Below are 15,388 nucleotides of genomic sequence, written 5' to 3'. Positions count from 1 at the left end.
AATTAGTAAGTTTATAAACCGAAAATCCTCCTTAAAGATTTAAACCAAAATGTCTAAATTGGTTTGAAGACATACATGGACTTGCAACTGTTGTAAGTCCCTTAGGAGCATATCTTGCTTATCACAGTTGTGGTTTTTAATTAACAATGGTGCTGCCTGTATTTTAGGCAGCACCTATTTTATTTGAAAAAATTATGAAAAAAAATATTCAAATTCTATACATTGTATTTTGTACAATTATGATCATTTATTTATTATTTATACGAAAACCTATGGAAACAGATAGGATTATCAATTATCTTCTTTTTCTATTTTTAGGAATAATTGGTTTAAAAAAAATAATTAAAAATTAAACTCCATTGATAAAAACTAGTCTTTAGATATATTATTTAAAAACATTTTTTTACTGTATCCTTATTATTTAAAAGAGCTATAGAGTAAAATTGCATTCTAGTTATTTACTATTTTCATAATTTATCTGAAATGTGTCAGATAATAATTATTAATTTTTTATTCTCCTTAATAATGAAAAACTTCATACTTTTTACAAGTATTATTTTATGCTATTTTCTATTTATTTATCTAGATAAAACTTACATCACTACAAACTCTAAAATTATAGACTTTTTAGCAAAAGATTATCCTAGTGGAGCAATACAAGATTATATAGAAAGTCGTCAAAAATGGTGGTGGCTTGATTATACTGCAACACCATTACTAATTGGTATTAAAGTTCTACTAGTTTCTTTTTGCCTTAATTTTATTAAACTATTTGATTTACCTGGATTAGAAAAAGTGAAATTTTCTGAATTTGTATTTTTAGTATTAATAGCTGAATTTGTATTTATTATCGCAGGCTTTTACAAGTTTATCAACTTCTATTGGATCAATACAGATTACTCATTAGAAGATTTACAAACTTATTATCCTATTTCTCTTCTTAATCTACGTGAATATATTTCTGCAGAAAAGTGGGTGGCATATCCCTTACAATTGGTTAATTTATTCGAATTATTTTATTGGGGGATTCTCGCTTGGGGAATCTGGGAGCTCTCAGATCAAAAAATTAGTTTAAAAAAATCTTTAGGCTTAACAACTATAACTTATGGAGTTGGTCTTCTATTTTGGGTCGGTGTGGTTTCATTCTTTATACTCAACGCACAGTATTAACAATATGGGAAATAAGAAATTTTTAAAAATATCAGCTGTTATTGTTCCAGTTGTACTGATTGGGGTGATAGTATATTTGTTTTTAAACTTGCAGAACAAAAAAGAAAAAATAGAGGCATTAAAAAACGCTCCTACACTTAGTCTTAAAACTATTGATCAGAACATTTTTACTGAACAAAATTTGGCTGATGATCGAACTAAAATTATAATATATTTCAGTCCTAGCTGTCATTTTTGTCAGGCGGAAGCAGAAGAATTATCTAAAAACATTCAAGACACCAAAAACATTCAATGGATATGGGTGGCCAGTGAATCTTTGAATGAAATTAAAGAATTTGCTGTAAAATATAATCTTGATAAGCAAAGTAATATTTTCTGGTGTCACGATGAAATGGCTACCCTTTATCGAAAATTAGGAATGAGTAGTGTACCATATTTTTTGGTTTATGATAAAAACAACCATCTTACCAAAAGAAACTCAGGAGCTATAAAGCTGGAAAAACTCATAAATCCCTTTGATGAAAAAAAATAAGTTCATAAAAAAAACCTTTTCACTTCAAAAAGACCTCACAGATTGTGGTGTTGGCTGTCTCCAATCTTTAGTACGATATTACCAAGGAGATATTTCATTAGAAACTCTTCGCGAGAAAAGTGGAACAAGTAAAACCGGAACTACGCTTCTCGGATTACATCAATGTGCTAAAGCTATCGGCTTTGACGCTGAGGGCTGCGAAGCAGATACACAAGCTCTGATCGAACACAGAGAGCCTGTTATTTTACATATCATTATAGATCAAAAATTCGAACATTATGTTATATGCTATTCTTACAATCTTCTTGGAAATCATCAATTCCTTATCGGAGATCCTGCAAAAGGCCTAGAATATTGGACAAAAGAACACTTAGAAGAAGTGTGGCTGACTAAAACCTGTCTCACTTTAAAGCCTAATATAAATTTTCAGAAAAAGAAAAAAACTGAAGCAAATAAAAAGCTTTGGCTTAAAAATCTTATTAAAGAGGATCAGGAAGCTATTTATACTATTATTTTTCTAGGATTTGTATTTACTTTATTAGGAATGTCTATGTCTATTTTTTCACAAAAATTAATCGATGATATTTTACCAAAGAAAAAAACATCACTCCTTTTATTAAGTATTTTCTTTCTCGGATTTTTACTTTTTGCAAAAGTGATTATTCAAGCATTACGGGAATTATACATAATCAAACAAAGCAAATCTTTTAACGAAAGAATCAATAAAAAATTCTACACCTCCCTCCTTCATCTTCCAAAAATGTTTTTCGACAGCAGAAAAATTGGGGACTTTGTAGCGAGATTAAATGATACTCAAAGAATTCAAATTGTTATAAAACAATTAATCACCAACACAGCCGTAGATATATTAGGAGTACTCATTTCAATAGGTTTTCTTTTATTTTATTCTTGGAAACTTGCCTTAGTTTGTATTATTATTTCACCAATAATATTTTATATCATATTTAGTTTCAATACAAAAATTATTGAAGCTCAAAGAAACGTAATGCAATCTTATAGCATCAACGAAGGTAATTATATAGACAGTATTAGAGGAATAGAAGTTATTAAAGGTTTTTCTAAACAAAATTTATTTATAAAAAAAAACAAAACTATCTTTGGATTTTTTCAAACCAAAATTTTTGAGCTTGGAAAGCTAAACCTTACCATATCATTATATTCAGGATTAACATTAGTCCTTTTTCTTTTGTTGATTCTCGGTTTTTCTTCTTATCATGTTTTAAATAACGAAATTAAGATTGGTGAATTGATGGCCATTATTGGTATTTCAAGTTCACTGCTTTCTTCAATTACTAACCTTGCTTTGGTAACTATCCCAATACAAGAAGCTAAAGTTGCTTTTGATAGGATGTTCGAATATTCTTCATTAGAAAAAGAAAAAACAGCAGGTCTGGAAATCGAAAATATTGAATCTATACAAATTAAGGAGATTGATTTTAGATTTAACGGAAGAAGCAAACTACTCAATAAAGTTTCATTTTCTCTACAGAAAGGAAATATTACCTGTCTTCTTGGAGAAAGCGGTAGTGGTAAAACTACTCTAACAGAATTATTACAGAAAAACTATTTACCTGAAAGTGGAGAATTTATTATAAATAAAAATTTAAACCTAAAGGAAATATCAATAATTAACTGGCGTAATATAACTGGTATTGTTCCACAAAATATACAATTATTTAACGGCACAATTTTAGAGAATATAATTCTTGACGAAAATATTAATGAACAAAAATTACAGGAATTAGTTTCCCTCGGTTTTGACAAGTTTATTAATTCTCTACCTCAAGGCTTTGCCACTTTGGTAGGAGAAGAGGGAATAAATTTATCGGGAGGTCAAAAACAACTCATTGGTTGGATGCGTGCTTTATATCATAATCCTCAGTTTTTAATTTTGGATGAGCCTACCTCTTCTTTAGATAAGGAAAATAGAAAATTTATTTATGATTTAATACAGAAGTTAAAAACAGAAAAAATAATTTTTATAATTAGTCACTATCTGGAAGATTTGAATGAAATTTCCGATGAAATATTGATAATAAAAAACACTCAAATTTCTGAATTAGTCTATTAAAAATTTAATAAGCATAGCTCAAAAACCTTTAGAGAAATAAAATATTTTAGAATTTGCTATTAGTAATTAATACCAAATTTATATTTGGTTAAAAGCAAAGTCCCGATTTTGAAGTATACAAAAGTATATTCTTAAAATAATCCAATAGAATTATCAGAAGCTGTAACATATCCTAAAAATTAAATATAAATCACCATTTCAAGAAAAACATTTGTTTTTTTAAAACATCTGCGTATTTTAGTTAAAAATATTAACATGACCTTTGATAAACTCATCAACTATCTTAAACTTGACAAGCAGGAATTTGTTTTCCAGTTCAATTCTCATCCTAACTACCCATCAGCATTGGCTTTTAGTGATACGCTGAATTTTATGGGAGTACGAAATGACGCTTATGAATTAGACAAAGAATATTGGGACGAACTGCCTGAAGAGTTTATTGCTATTGTTGAAAATTCCTTTTCTCTGGTGAAAAAAGCAGGAGAGCAATACTCCGTTTATTCAGATAAAGCGAAAACTTTAAATAAAGAAGAACTTCATAAAAGCTCAACAGACTTCGTGCTTCTTTTTGAAAAAGATGAGAAAGCGGAAAGTAAGTCTGTCACCAATTTTAAACCTTTTGTTTATGCTGTTTTAGGAATTATATTGGCTTATTCTTTACTAAATCATGCTTGGTTTGAGGTTACATTCAACCTTTTATCTATTATTGGCGTCTATATTTCTCTTGAAATTTTCAATCAAAAATTTGGAAATATCTCTGCGGTAATTGGAAGTATTTGCGGTGCTGGAGCTTCGGCCACTCAAAATGTAAATTCTTGTAACAAAATTATCAATCAGGATAAAACGAGTATCCTTGGACTGAAATTTTCAGACTTCTCCCTTATCTATTTTATTGGAATTTCGATTTTAGGTTTATTTTTACCAAGTTCAGCATTTGTAATTAAAGGATTTACGTTGGCATCGTTGGTTGCAATTGGATATTCGGTTTACATACAGGCTTTTGTTGAGAAAACTTTCTGCCGAGTTTGTCTTATTATCATTTCTATTCTTGTTGCTCAGATAGCCATCAGTTTTTTCCTTTTTGAAAATCTTGTTTTTGATTCCAAAATACTTTTGTTAAGTATAATTCTTTGGTTATCATCTTTTTCGCTTATTTTATTTTTAAACAATGTTCTTGAGCATAAAGAAACATTACAAAAATCTAATGCGAAGAATTTAAGGTTCAAAAGAAATTATGATCTCTTCAAAAGAGAACTTACTGATAATGAAAAAATTCAATTTTCTGATAATGAAACTTTTTCTTTAGGAAATAAAGATGCCAAGCTTCATATTTCAATTGTATCAAATCCGTACTGTGGATTTTGTAAAGATGCTCACAAAATAACAGAGCAGTTGTTAGAAAAATATCCTAATGATATTTCGGCTCAGATAAGATTTAATTATACTCCAGAAAGAGCGGATGAAAAATTCACTAACCTAATTTCTGATTTCACTCATATTTACAACAACAAACCGGAAAAAGAATTCCTAAAAACAGTAGATACTTGGTTTGAAACCAAAAATGAAGACAAAATCAGAGAAATTGCAGGAACAAGTTCAAATCAGGAAAATCTGGATCCTCTGATTCAAATGTCACATGATAATAGTAATGCCGGATTAAACTTTACTCCTGTATTTATTATCAATGGACATCAGTTTCCGGAAAAATATGATCGTGAAGATATTTGGTATTTCATTACTGATTTAATAGAAGACGAGGAGTTTTAAATAAAAATATTCACCAATTATAAAAATTCACTAACTTAGGAAAAATTATAAGCGGTATCCGAAAAGCTTAAAAAGAGTAGGAACACTAAAAACTATTACTATGAAAAATTTAAGAAAACTTTCGAAAAAAGACATGAAATCTATCCAGGGATCAATTCCGATGTGCCTTGCTGGATATTACTGGTGCGCCATAACTAGAAAATGTACTCCTGTTGGAACATCATGTGGAATCTTAATTGATTAAACTTATTTCAAAATCACCAAATCATTTTAAACAATTTATACTATGAAAAATCTTACAAAAATCTCAAGAGAAAATTTAAAATCGATTAAAGGAGGTTTTAGAATGTGTCCAGTAGATGGAGATTGCGGACCAGGCTGGTGCTGTGCAAATGGTGCATGTCGTACAATTGCGGGAGCAAGCCCGTCTACCTATTTGTGTACTTACTATCCAATAGACTAAGTTAAGCCACTGATCACAAACAAAATAACAAAATATGATATTATTTTTTGATACTTAAAAATTAATATCATATTTTCGATACCATTAATCACAAATTTTTTAAGCTATGAAAAACCTAAGAAAACTATCCCGAGAAAATCTTAAAACAGTAAAAGGAGGAATCACGGAAGAATGTGCAAGAGGACAGGCTGCATCTACTGCATGCTTTACGACATTAGCAGCTTGCGAAACAGCTTCCCCACCAGATCCAGATTTTGGTTTTAGCTTTTGCATACGTTATTGCAATAGATATTGCTACTAAGAATCATTAAAAGTTAATATACTTTTAAACATAAGAGAAAGGTTGCCGTCAAAAAATGGCGGCAACTTATTTTAAACAAATAGATAGATAATTGAAGTTGAAAACTTTTCCTTTCTACCGTCAACCCGATTCCAAGGATTGCGGTCCCACATGTCTTCGTATCGTAAGCAAACATTATGGAAAAAGCATTTCCTTACAGCAAATCCGTAACCTCTCTGAGACTACAAGAGAAGGCAGTAGCTTATTAGGTTTAAGCGATGCAGCGGAAGACTTAGGTTTTCGCTCATTGGGAGTTCAAATTGATTTTGAAACCCTTGCAGAAGAAGTTCCCTTCCCATGCATTGTTCACTGGAACAAAAACCATTTTGTAGTCGTTTATAAAATTGATAAAAATAACAAAGTATATATTTCAGATCCAAGTTATGGGCTGATCACCTATTCCCGAGATGAATTCATCAAACTATGGATCGGCGAAAATGCCAATGAAAAAACAGAAGAAGGTATCGTTCTTATTTTAGAAACCACTCCCGCGTTTTTTCAAACCGAATTTGATGATCAAGAAAGCAAAGCAAGTTTTACTTTCCTTTCAAAATATTTATTAAAATATAAATCATTGGTCGCTCAATTGGCGGTCGGGCTTTTAGCGGGAAGCTTATTATCATTAATTTTCCCTTTTCTTACCCAAAGTATCGTTGATGTCGGAATTCAGAATCAGGATTTAAATTTCATCTACGTTGTCTTATTAGCCCAAGTTATGCTTTTCCTTGGCAGAATGGGAATTGAAATGATAAGAAGCTGGATCCTGCTCCACCTGTCTGCGAGAATTAATATTTCTATTATTTCGGATTTCTTTATCAAATTAATGAAACTTCCTATAAGTTTCTTTGATACCAGAATGACCGGAGATATCATGCAGCGTATCAACGATCACCACAGAATAGAACAGCTTTTGACGAGTTCATCTCTAAATACCCTTTTCTCATTGGTGAATCTTGTTATTTTCAGTATTGTTCTTTTGTTTTATGATTACAGGCTGTTTGTCGTTTATTTGATAGGCGCTGTTTTATATATCGGATGGATTACTTTCTTCCTTAATAAAAGAAAAGAATTAGATTATAAAAGATTCTCACAGGTTTCTCAGGAACAAAGTAAAGTGATTGAACTTATCAACGGAATGCAGGAAATTAAAATGCATAACGCCGAAAAGCAAAAACGCTGGGACTGGGAATTCTTGCAAGTAAAATTATTTAAGATTAGAATTAAATCTTTATCATTAGAACAATGGCAGTCTGTCGGAGGAAATTTCATTAACCAAATGAAAGATATTCTAGTAAGTTTTCTTTCTGCTAAATTGGTTTTGGAAGGAAATCTAACACTGGGAATGATGCTTTCCGTTCAGTATATTATCGGACAGCTTAACAGTCCGCTTTTACAGCTTATTGATTTCATTAAACAATTTCAGGATGCCAAGATCTCTCTTGAAAGGCTAGGTGAAATCCATGATAAGGATGATGAAGAAAATAAAGAAGAACAATACGTTGCCGAAATTCCTCAAAAGGATATAGATATCAAGGATATGTCGTTCAGATATATTGGTTCTGATGCTTTTGTTTTTGAAGGGTTAAACTTAACTATTCCATACCAAAAAACAACAGCTATTGTTGGAGCCAGTGGAAGTGGAAAAACTACGCTTTTAAAACTATTAATGAAGTTTTATGAACCAACTGAAGGTGATATTAAAATCGGAAATACAAAATTGAAGAATGTTTCTCCAAGATTTTGGCGTGATCAATGCGGTGTGGTAATGCAGGAAGGCTATGTTTTCAATGATACTATCGCCAATAATATTGGAGTTGGCGAAGATTACATTGATAAACAAAAGCTAAGAAAAGCCGTAGAAATTGCCAATATTAAAGACTTTATCGAAGGTTTACCATTAAGCTATAACACAAAGATTGGAAATGAAGGTTTAGGTGTAAGCGGTGGCCAGAAACAAAGACTTTTCATCGCAAGAGCAGTTTATAAATCTCCGGAATATATTTTCTTTGATGAAGCAACATCCGCTTTAGATGCCAACAATGAAAAAATCATTATGGAAAATCTGGAACAATTCTTTAAGGGAAAAACTGCCATTGTTATTGCTCACAGACTTTCTACCGTAAAACATGCAGACAAAATTATCGTTTTAGACAAAGGAAATGTGGTTGAAGAAGGAAGTCATGCAGAATTAGTGGCATTAAGAGGCGAATATTACAGACTTGTAAAAAATCAATTAGAACTTGGAAACTAACAAAGATATTTTAGATAACATAGAATTACGTTCTGAAAGTGTTCAGGACATTCTTACACAACCGCCCCACTGGATGATCCGTTGGGGAAATACCATTATTTTTATTATACTTCTGCTTATTTTAGGAATGAGTTATGTAATAAAATATCCGGAATTTATCCCCGCTCCTATTGTTGTTACATCACAAAATCCTCCGGAAAAATTAGAGGCAAGAATCAGTTCTAAAATTGAAAAAATATTCATTAAAGACCATCAGGAGGTTAAAAAAAATCAGGTCTTAATGGTGATGCAGTCTGCTGCTAATTATAGCGATATTTTAGAGCTTAAAAAGCTGGTAGATTCTATTTCTCCTAATCAGCTAGGTTCATTTCCAGTTCGTCAGAGTTCACATTTTAAATTGGGCGAATTACAGGGTGATTATAATAATTTTGCCAAAGCTTTTCAGGATGAAGAACTTTTTACAAGATTACAACCTTATGCTCCGGAAAGTTTAGCTGCAAATCAGAGTCTATCTGAATATAGAATGAGAATTCTAACGATGAAACAGCAGAAAAGTCTGGAACAGGCAAAGTATGAGATTACAAAGAAAAGCTATCAACGTTCACAGGAATTGTTCAATCAAGGGGTTATTGCTGCAATGGAACTTGAAAATGAAAAAATCAAATACTTACAGGCTCAGCAGAATTTAGAAAATATCAATATTTCATTATCTCAAATGGAAGAAAGTATTTCTAATCTTAATAGAACAAAAAGCGGAACTGTTATTAATACCGAAAAAGACAAAATCACCTATTCTTCACAAACATTGCAGTTATTTGAGCAATTAAGAAAATCTTTGAAGCAATGGGAGCAGAACTATCTGGTTATCTCATCAACAGATGGTGTGGCCAGTTTTCAGCAGTTTTTTGGCGAAAATCAGTTCGTAAAAACCGGAGATGCTATTTTATCCATTCTTCCTAAAAACAAGGATAAATTAGTAGGCAGAATGTCTGTACCGGCGGTAAACTCAGGGAAGATAACTCCAGGAGAAAAAGTTTTAATTAAACTTGATAATTATCGCTTCCAGGAATATGGAATAGTAGAAGGAAGGGTTCAAAATATTTCTCTTTCTTCAGATGATAAAGGAAATTATTATGTAGACGTTATTCTTCCGAAAGGATTAAAGACAAGTTATAATAAAACCTTAGTTTTTGATAAAGAGCTTAGAGGAAGCGCTGAAATTGTAACTCAGGATTTAAGACTTATCGAGAGGTTCTTCTATCAAATCAGAAAATTATTGGGATATCAAAGTTGATATTCTTTACATATAGAAAAGCAAAAAACCGCAACTTAATGTTGCGGTTTTTCTCGCTATTGTAGCGAAGACGGGAATTGAACCCGTGACCTCAGGGTTATGAATCCTGCGCTCTAACCAACTGAGCTACCTCGCCGTTTTGGTGGTGCAAATATAGAAAATATTTACTTACCACCAAAATTATTTTATCTTAAAATATTCCAAAACATCGCCTACATGTTCTGGTTTGCTGATTATCTTATTGTTAGCATCTAAAATAAAATACGTCGGAGTTGCATGAACATTGTAAGTATCTACATAACTACTGTTCCATCCCTTTAATTCCGAATCATTGATCCATGGAAATACAGTTATTTTTTTGCTGTATGAATCTTTATCTGTATCTAAAGAAAGCCCAACTACCTGAATGTTTTTAGCTTTTAAATCATTATATTTTTCCAATAATTTTGGAAGTTCACTTTCACAATGTGAACAAGTAGACGACCAAAAAACAATGACTTTCTTATCAGCTTTTACATCATACAATGACTTTGCTGTTGTATTCAAAGGAGACTGGAATTTATTATTTGGGAAGGTAGCTCCCATCTCAACATTTGTATTCGATTTAATCGTTGAAGCTAACCTGTCATTAATCGTACACTTAAGGTTTTTAGCAAGACCAAGATATTTATCCTTGAATTCATTCATATCATATACATCAAAGATATCAATCAATTCAGATAAAACGGTCTGCCCACGTGGCGTTTCTACTTTTAATGTATCTAAAAGCTTGTCTACAGAAGCACCAACATTCGTGTTCCCTCCAGTATTCAGGTAAGCAACAAGTATAGGTCTTAATAATGATGATGTTTCAAGAAGATCGTTAGATTTATCAAGGAAGTTAACGATATCGTCCTGAGTAACCTTTTTAGCGCTATCCGCCGATAAAAACTTACTGTAATTAGTATTATAATAATAAATAAAAGGATGTTGAGCCTGATCAACAGAACTAAGTCCTCCAGAAAGTCTGCTTATCTCTGTTTTTAAAGCTTTCCCGAAATCAGTATTGTCTTTATAATATTCTTTAATTTGAGCCAAAGCGGGTAAAATCAATTCTTTTTTCTGAGATCCTTCCTGTAACTTACTCATTAAATCATTAGACTCATCCTGATAAACAATATTCTTAACTTTATTATCCTGAGTTTCTAATTTTATGCTTACATTTTTATTTTCTGAAATAAAACTAATCGAATTATTAGTATTCGGAAAGTAGATCTTCATCATACCCGAATAATTTTTAGGATACTTAAAAGTCCAAGTATTGTTTTTAACCTGCTCTTTGGATGCAATGATATCTTTCGAACCGTTTAAAGTATATAGAATAGCATCTTGTTCTTTAAAATCTGCAGGCGTCTGTACTGTAACAGTGAACTGAGCCTGTAAAGAAAATGCAGATAATACTGCTGATAGTATGTAAATCTTTTTCATAATGTAAAAATAAAAAAACTCTCTGATTAATCGGAGAGTTTAAAATATTTTAATAAAATTTTATATTTTTTGACCTTTATATCTTTTAGTATAAAATGCAATAAACATGATTGCAATAGCGCCTAAAGCATAAACATACATATCAATCGGTGATGAAACACCTGGCCCTGTACCTTGTACAGTAGGATCATCTACAACAATTGTTTTTTGCGCATTTCCCATAAATGCAATTAAAAGAAAAAAAGTACCTACTAGTTTATTTATAGTTTTCATATATTTTATTTTAAGATTTTGGTATTAACAGTTTCTCCCTTATCAGAAACAATTTTTACTACGTAAGAATTTTTAATAGAGTTATCTAATTCAATTACAAAATCCGTAGAAGTATTTACTGCTTTTTTAGAGATTACCAGTTTACCACTCATATCATAAACTTCAATATCTGCTTTTTTCCAGTTTGGATCAAATCTAACAATGTAGTTAGTAATTTCCGGGTTATAAACAACCATCGTTCTTGAAGACTTAACAGGACTTTGCGCTGTTGCTAAAACATCACGGTTAGGTTCTCCATAGTATAAATCATAAGGTGATGCATTAGTAGTAACAGGGATTGTTTCACCTTGTTTTGCCTGCATTACAGTTCCATTTGGAGCTTTGTAATAGAAACCAACACCTGTTGAAAGTTGGTGTGTTCCGTTAGCAACTAATTCAGCATTCTCTCTGATCTCAAATTTATAAGATTTAATTTGAGAACTATAATTCATCAAGCTAATATTCTTACCTTTAAAGTCATTTTCATTAGCTTCGTTGATGTATAACCAATAGTTAGAACTAAAGTTAGGATCAATACCTCCAGTTGCAGCTTCTTCAAAAGTACCTAAAAGATTAGATGTAGTTGCCGCATACTGAGTTTTCTGAGCTGAAGTATTTCCTGTAGTACCGTTTGGATAAACAACATAATATGTTCTATCTAATTCTTTGCCGTTAATATCAAGAGCAATAACTCCTAATTGTTTAACAGTTCCTGTTGCACCATTTTTAGCTGCAGCAACACTATAAGGAGTACCTGATGATCTACCATGATAATTAAATCTTCTTAGATTACCAAAGTTTAGAACATCATTGTTAGAATTATTATTAAGTTTAATAGTAAATGCACCGAACGGTCTTACCACTAAAGATGAAGCATCTCCCGTAGGAACTCCAGCATTAAAAGTAACTACTTTATAACTTGCAGCAGTATTACCTGTTCCAGATTGAACAACTCCCGTTGCTTCTGTTCTTACACCATAGATATTACTTAGATTTACACCATCTCCATTAGTCTCAGCTATTCCAATGTTAGTTAAATCTAAATTAGTAAGATATGGATTAGCAAATTGGTACATGTTTTTACCAAAATTACCTTGCCACTTACCTGATGCAGTATTGAATTCATCTGAAACATAAGTATTATATGCTTCATTAAAAGCATTATGTCCCTGTCCGAAGTTACCAAAAGTAACATTTTCACCAGCTCCGTGCAGTGTTGGAGAAGCCACAATAACTGATCCGTCATCTGAAAGAGGACGTCCTTTTATTGTTCTTGTAGTAGTTAAATCAAGACCCTGACCTCCAATCATGTAATAAGCAAATCCTAAAGCAGAATCTCCAAATTTATGAATATTAAGATTAGCAAAATGATTAGCATCTACCTGATTGTTTCTCCAAAATAGAACATCATTTTTAGATCCTCTTACATTACTAAATGTTTTTCCAACTTCAGTTCCTAAAGAAGCAACAGATTTTTGAAAGAACGGCATACCCATTTGTTGGTAATCTCCATGCTTAATCTGTCTCATTTCTTCGTCAACGATACCTGTAATATTACCTTGTGGAACACCAGTAATATAAAGCTGCCCATATGTATAAACAGGTGCTGTCACCCCTCCATCATTAGCATTCTGCTGATCATAAGCAGCAGGTTCATTTAATTTGTTAACGAAGTTACTTCCTCCGTTAGCTTCTGTCTTATCTACATCTCCTGTAGTAATTGTCTTAAAGGAATCTGATGTAGTCCCGCTAACCATAAAGTTACCGTGATTTTCAACGACTCCATTTCCTCTCATTTGTACGCCACCTCCAGAAAATACTAGGGTGCCTTTACTCACGAACGTAGTAGCCGTATCGTCTACATGTAATAGAACATTCTGCGCCTGAACAGAATAAGCGGCTGCTAATAAACCAATAGCAAATAAACTTTTTCTCATTGTATATAATTATTTGTGTGTTAATACAATCTTCACCCGCAAAGGTAAGATTTTTTTTTCAAGGAAAAAAATATATTTTATTTATTAACAAAAATATTATCTTCGGTTAATACTATTTCTTTCTCCTCTCCTATTGAAAACATGTAGTCTTCAAGTACTTTCTCAGTGGTTCCTCTAAGCCCTCTGGCTCCCAAACCTTTCTCCATTGTTTCCTCTACAATTTTTTCAATTGCACCGTCTGTGAATACTAAATTCGTGCCATCCATTTTAAAAAGCTCCACAAATTGATTCACAATTGAATTTTTTGGCTCTTTCATGATACGAACCATTACTTCTTTCGTGAGTTTATCGAGATAAGTAATGATTGGAAATCTGCCCAAAAGTTCGGGAATTAATCCGAAAGTACGAAGATCGATTGCATTAATATTTGTTAATACATAATCATCCTCATCCACTTTATTGATCTTTTCTGAGCTGAAACCTATTGCCTGCTTATTCATTCTTCTTTCGATGATTTCCTTGATCCCATCAAAAGCTCCACCTGCAATAAATAAAATATTTTGAGTATTTACCTGAATATATTTTTGGTCAGGATGCTTTCTTCCTCCTTGAGGCGGAACATTCACAATACTTCCTTCCAATAATTTCAATAAACCTTGCTGAACACCTTCCCCGGAAACGTCTCTTGTAAGACTCGGGTTATCAGATTTTCTTGCAATTTTATCAATTTCATCAATAAATACAATTCCTTTTTCTGCTTTTTCAACATCATAGTCAGCAACCATCAAAAGTCTCGACAAAATACTTTCAACATCTTCTCCCACATATCCAGCTTCTGTTAAAATCGTTGCATCTACGATACAAAACGGAACATTCAACTCTCTGGCAATAGTTTTAGCCAATAAAGTTTTTCCTGTACCCGTCTCACCAATCATGATGATGTTTGATTTCTCCAACTCCACTTCTCTATTTTCGTTTTGAGCGTGAAGTAATCTTTTATAATGATTGTAAACGGCAATCGACAATTGTTTTTTTGCCTGATCCTGTCCTATTACATATTGATTAAGAAATTCTTTGATTTCTTTAGGCTTTTTCAGCTCTTCAATATTTTCTGCAGGAGACTGTTCTGTTTTAGAACCGCCATCCTTTACAATTAAATGAGCCTGTTCTATACAATTTTCGCAAATAAAACCGTTCTGACCAGAAATAAGCATTTGAACTTCACTTCTTTTTCTGCCACAGAAAGAACATTGGTTTGAATTCATCTTATACTATTATATATATGTTAAAGAAAATCGTAAAAAATTTCTTCTTTACGATCTCCTTATTTTTTAAGAATTAATAATTGAGTTTTGAATCTCGGTATATTCTTCGTTTGTTAATTTTAATCTCTCATTCTTAAAATTCATTTCCTCCACGTTATTTAAAGGAATTAAATGAATATGTGCATGAGGAACTTCTAATCCTACAACTGCCACTCCTACTCTTACGCAAGGAATCGCATTCTTTACTTTCTTGGCAACTTCCTGAGCAAATCCCCAAAGGTTTTTATACTCTTCGCTGTCAAGATCAAAAATAAGGTCAACTTCTTTTTTAGGAACTACCAAAGTGTGTCCTTTCACTAACGGCATTGCATCTAAGAAAGCAACAAAATCTTCATTTTCTGCAATTTTATATGATGGAATATCTCCATTAATGATCTTTGTGAATATTGTACTCATCCTTTATTAGAAATTAGATGTTAGATGTTAGATGTTAGAATT

The 15,388-nt window shown here is 31.9% G+C and carries 14 protein-coding genes and 1 tRNA gene; 9 read left to right on the top strand and 6 right to left on the bottom strand.

The features are described 5' to 3' along the window. Positions 1-525 precede the first annotated feature (525 nt). The 9 genes from SB689_RS21890 to SB689_RS21850 all read left to right on the top strand — a co-directional run bounded on the left by SB689_RS21890 (position 526) and on the right by SB689_RS21850 (position 9,909). Positions 526-1,170 carry a hypothetical protein gene (locus SB689_RS21890; RefSeq protein ID WP_410694199.1) on the top strand — a complete coding sequence of 215 codons (645 nt, stop codon included), beginning with the start codon at positions 526-528 and terminating at the stop codon, positions 1,168-1,170. Positions 1,171-1,174: 4 nt separating this feature from the next. After that, positions 1,175-1,702, top strand: a complete 528-nt coding sequence (locus SB689_RS21885) for a TlpA family protein disulfide reductase (RefSeq protein WP_410694198.1) — start codon at positions 1,175-1,177, stop codon at positions 1,700-1,702. Beyond that, positions 1,689-3,794: a peptidase domain-containing ABC transporter gene (locus tag SB689_RS21880; protein WP_410694197.1), complete on the top strand. Its 2,106-nt coding sequence runs from the start codon at positions 1,689-1,691 to the stop codon at positions 3,792-3,794. Before SB689_RS21885 ends, SB689_RS21880 begins: the two co-directional genes overlap by 14 nt. 255 nt (positions 3,795-4,049) lie before the next feature. Beyond that, positions 4,050-5,561, top strand: coding sequence for a thioredoxin domain-containing protein (locus SB689_RS21875; RefSeq protein ID WP_410694196.1), 1,512 nt, complete (start codon positions 4,050-4,052; stop codon positions 5,559-5,561). A 100-nt stretch (positions 5,562-5,661) separates the two neighbouring features. Then, positions 5,662-5,805 (top strand): bacteriocin-like protein, encoded by a 144-nt coding sequence (locus tag SB689_RS21870; RefSeq protein WP_157885961.1) that lies wholly within the window; start codon positions 5,662-5,664, stop codon positions 5,803-5,805. Positions 5,806-5,847: 42 nt separating this feature from the next. Then, positions 5,848-6,024 carry a bacteriocin-like protein gene (locus SB689_RS21865; protein ID WP_157885962.1) on the top strand — a complete coding sequence of 59 codons (177 nt, stop codon included), beginning with the start codon at positions 5,848-5,850 and terminating at the stop codon, positions 6,022-6,024. 106 nt (positions 6,025-6,130) lie between these two features. Next, entirely contained in the window at positions 6,131-6,325 is a 195-nt protein-coding gene (locus SB689_RS21860) for a bacteriocin-like protein (RefSeq protein WP_410694195.1), read from the top strand. Positions 6,326-6,422: 97 nt separating this feature from the next. Beyond that, positions 6,423-8,615 (top strand): peptidase domain-containing ABC transporter, encoded by a 2,193-nt coding sequence (locus SB689_RS21855; RefSeq protein WP_410694200.1) that lies wholly within the window; start codon positions 6,423-6,425, stop codon positions 8,613-8,615. Further along, positions 8,605-9,909 carry an HlyD family secretion protein gene (locus SB689_RS21850; RefSeq protein ID WP_410694194.1) on the top strand — a complete coding sequence of 435 codons (1,305 nt, stop codon included), beginning with the start codon at positions 8,605-8,607 and terminating at the stop codon, positions 9,907-9,909. Before SB689_RS21855 ends, SB689_RS21850 begins: the two co-directional genes overlap by 11 nt. Positions 9,910-9,971: 62 nt before the next feature. Here SB689_RS21850 and SB689_RS21845 read toward each other — a convergent pair. The 6 genes from SB689_RS21845 to SB689_RS21820 all read right to left on the bottom strand — a co-directional run bounded on the left by SB689_RS21845 (position 9,972) and on the right by SB689_RS21820 (position 15,346). Further along, positions 9,972-10,045, bottom strand: a tRNA-Met gene (locus SB689_RS21845). Positions 10,046-10,089: 44 nt separating this feature from the next. Beyond that, entirely contained in the window at positions 10,090-11,376 is a 1,287-nt protein-coding gene (locus SB689_RS21840) for a TlpA family protein disulfide reductase (protein ID WP_410694193.1), read from the bottom strand. A 60-nt stretch (positions 11,377-11,436) separates the two neighbouring features. Then, positions 11,437-11,649 (bottom strand): signal peptidase, encoded by a 213-nt coding sequence (locus tag SB689_RS21835; protein WP_410694192.1) that lies wholly within the window; start codon positions 11,647-11,649, stop codon positions 11,437-11,439. Positions 11,650-11,654: 5 nt separating this feature from the next. Next, entirely contained in the window at positions 11,655-13,625 is a 1,971-nt protein-coding gene (locus SB689_RS21830; RefSeq protein ID WP_410694191.1) for a T9SS type A sorting domain-containing protein, read from the bottom strand. 77 nt (positions 13,626-13,702) lie between these two features. Continuing rightward, the gene (clpX, locus tag SB689_RS21825) at positions 13,703-14,890 is read right to left on the bottom strand and encodes an ATP-dependent Clp protease ATP-binding subunit ClpX (RefSeq protein ID WP_410694190.1); all 1,188 of its coding nucleotides are present in this window, start codon (positions 14,888-14,890) and stop codon (positions 13,703-13,705) included. Between the two features lie 66 nt (positions 14,891-14,956). Then, positions 14,957-15,346 (bottom strand): HIT family protein, encoded by a 390-nt coding sequence (locus SB689_RS21820; RefSeq protein ID WP_410694189.1) that lies wholly within the window; start codon positions 15,344-15,346, stop codon positions 14,957-14,959. Positions 15,347-15,388 lie beyond the last annotated feature (42 nt).

The organism is Chryseobacterium sp. SIMBA_038 (genome assembly GCF_046535115.1).
In the GTDB taxonomy this organism is placed as follows: domain Bacteria; phylum Bacteroidota; class Bacteroidia; order Flavobacteriales; family Weeksellaceae; genus Chryseobacterium.
Note: the sequence above shows the minus strand (reverse complement) of the source record. Positions and strands in the feature narration are given on the sequence as shown.

What these genes read in the sequence shown, in the direction of transcription:
- SB689_RS21865 (WP_157885962.1), top strand. Translation starts at nt 5,848, where the DNA reads ATGAAAAATCTTACAAAAATCTCAAGAGAAAATTTAAAATCGATTAAA.
- SB689_RS21820 (WP_410694189.1), bottom strand. Translation starts at nt 15,346, where the DNA reads ATGAGTACAATATTCACAAAGATCATTAATGGAGATATTCCATCATAT.
- SB689_RS21840 (WP_410694193.1), bottom strand. Translation starts at nt 11,376, where the DNA reads ATGAAAAAGATTTACATACTATCAGCAGTATTATCTGCATTTTCTTTA.
- SB689_RS21830 (WP_410694191.1), bottom strand. Translation starts at nt 13,625, where the DNA reads ATGAGAAAAAGTTTATTTGCTATTGGTTTATTAGCAGCCGCTTATTCT.
- SB689_RS21835 (WP_410694192.1), bottom strand. Translation starts at nt 11,649, where the DNA reads ATGAAAACTATAAATAAACTAGTAGGTACTTTTTTTCTTTTAATTGCA.
- SB689_RS21880 (WP_410694197.1), top strand. Translation starts at nt 1,689, where the DNA reads ATGAAAAAAAATAAGTTCATAAAAAAAACCTTTTCACTTCAAAAAGAC.
- SB689_RS21860 (WP_410694195.1), top strand. Translation starts at nt 6,131, where the DNA reads ATGAAAAACCTAAGAAAACTATCCCGAGAAAATCTTAAAACAGTAAAA.
- SB689_RS21885 (WP_410694198.1), top strand. Translation starts at nt 1,175, where the DNA reads ATGGGAAATAAGAAATTTTTAAAAATATCAGCTGTTATTGTTCCAGTT.
- SB689_RS21870 (WP_157885961.1), top strand. Translation starts at nt 5,662, where the DNA reads ATGAAAAATTTAAGAAAACTTTCGAAAAAAGACATGAAATCTATCCAG.
- clpX (WP_410694190.1), bottom strand. Translation starts at nt 14,890, where the DNA reads ATGAATTCAAACCAATGTTCTTTCTGTGGCAGAAAAAGAAGTGAAGTT.
- SB689_RS21890 (WP_410694199.1), top strand. Translation starts at nt 526, where the DNA reads ATGAAAAACTTCATACTTTTTACAAGTATTATTTTATGCTATTTTCTA.
- SB689_RS21875 (WP_410694196.1), top strand. Translation starts at nt 4,050, where the DNA reads ATGACCTTTGATAAACTCATCAACTATCTTAAACTTGACAAGCAGGAA.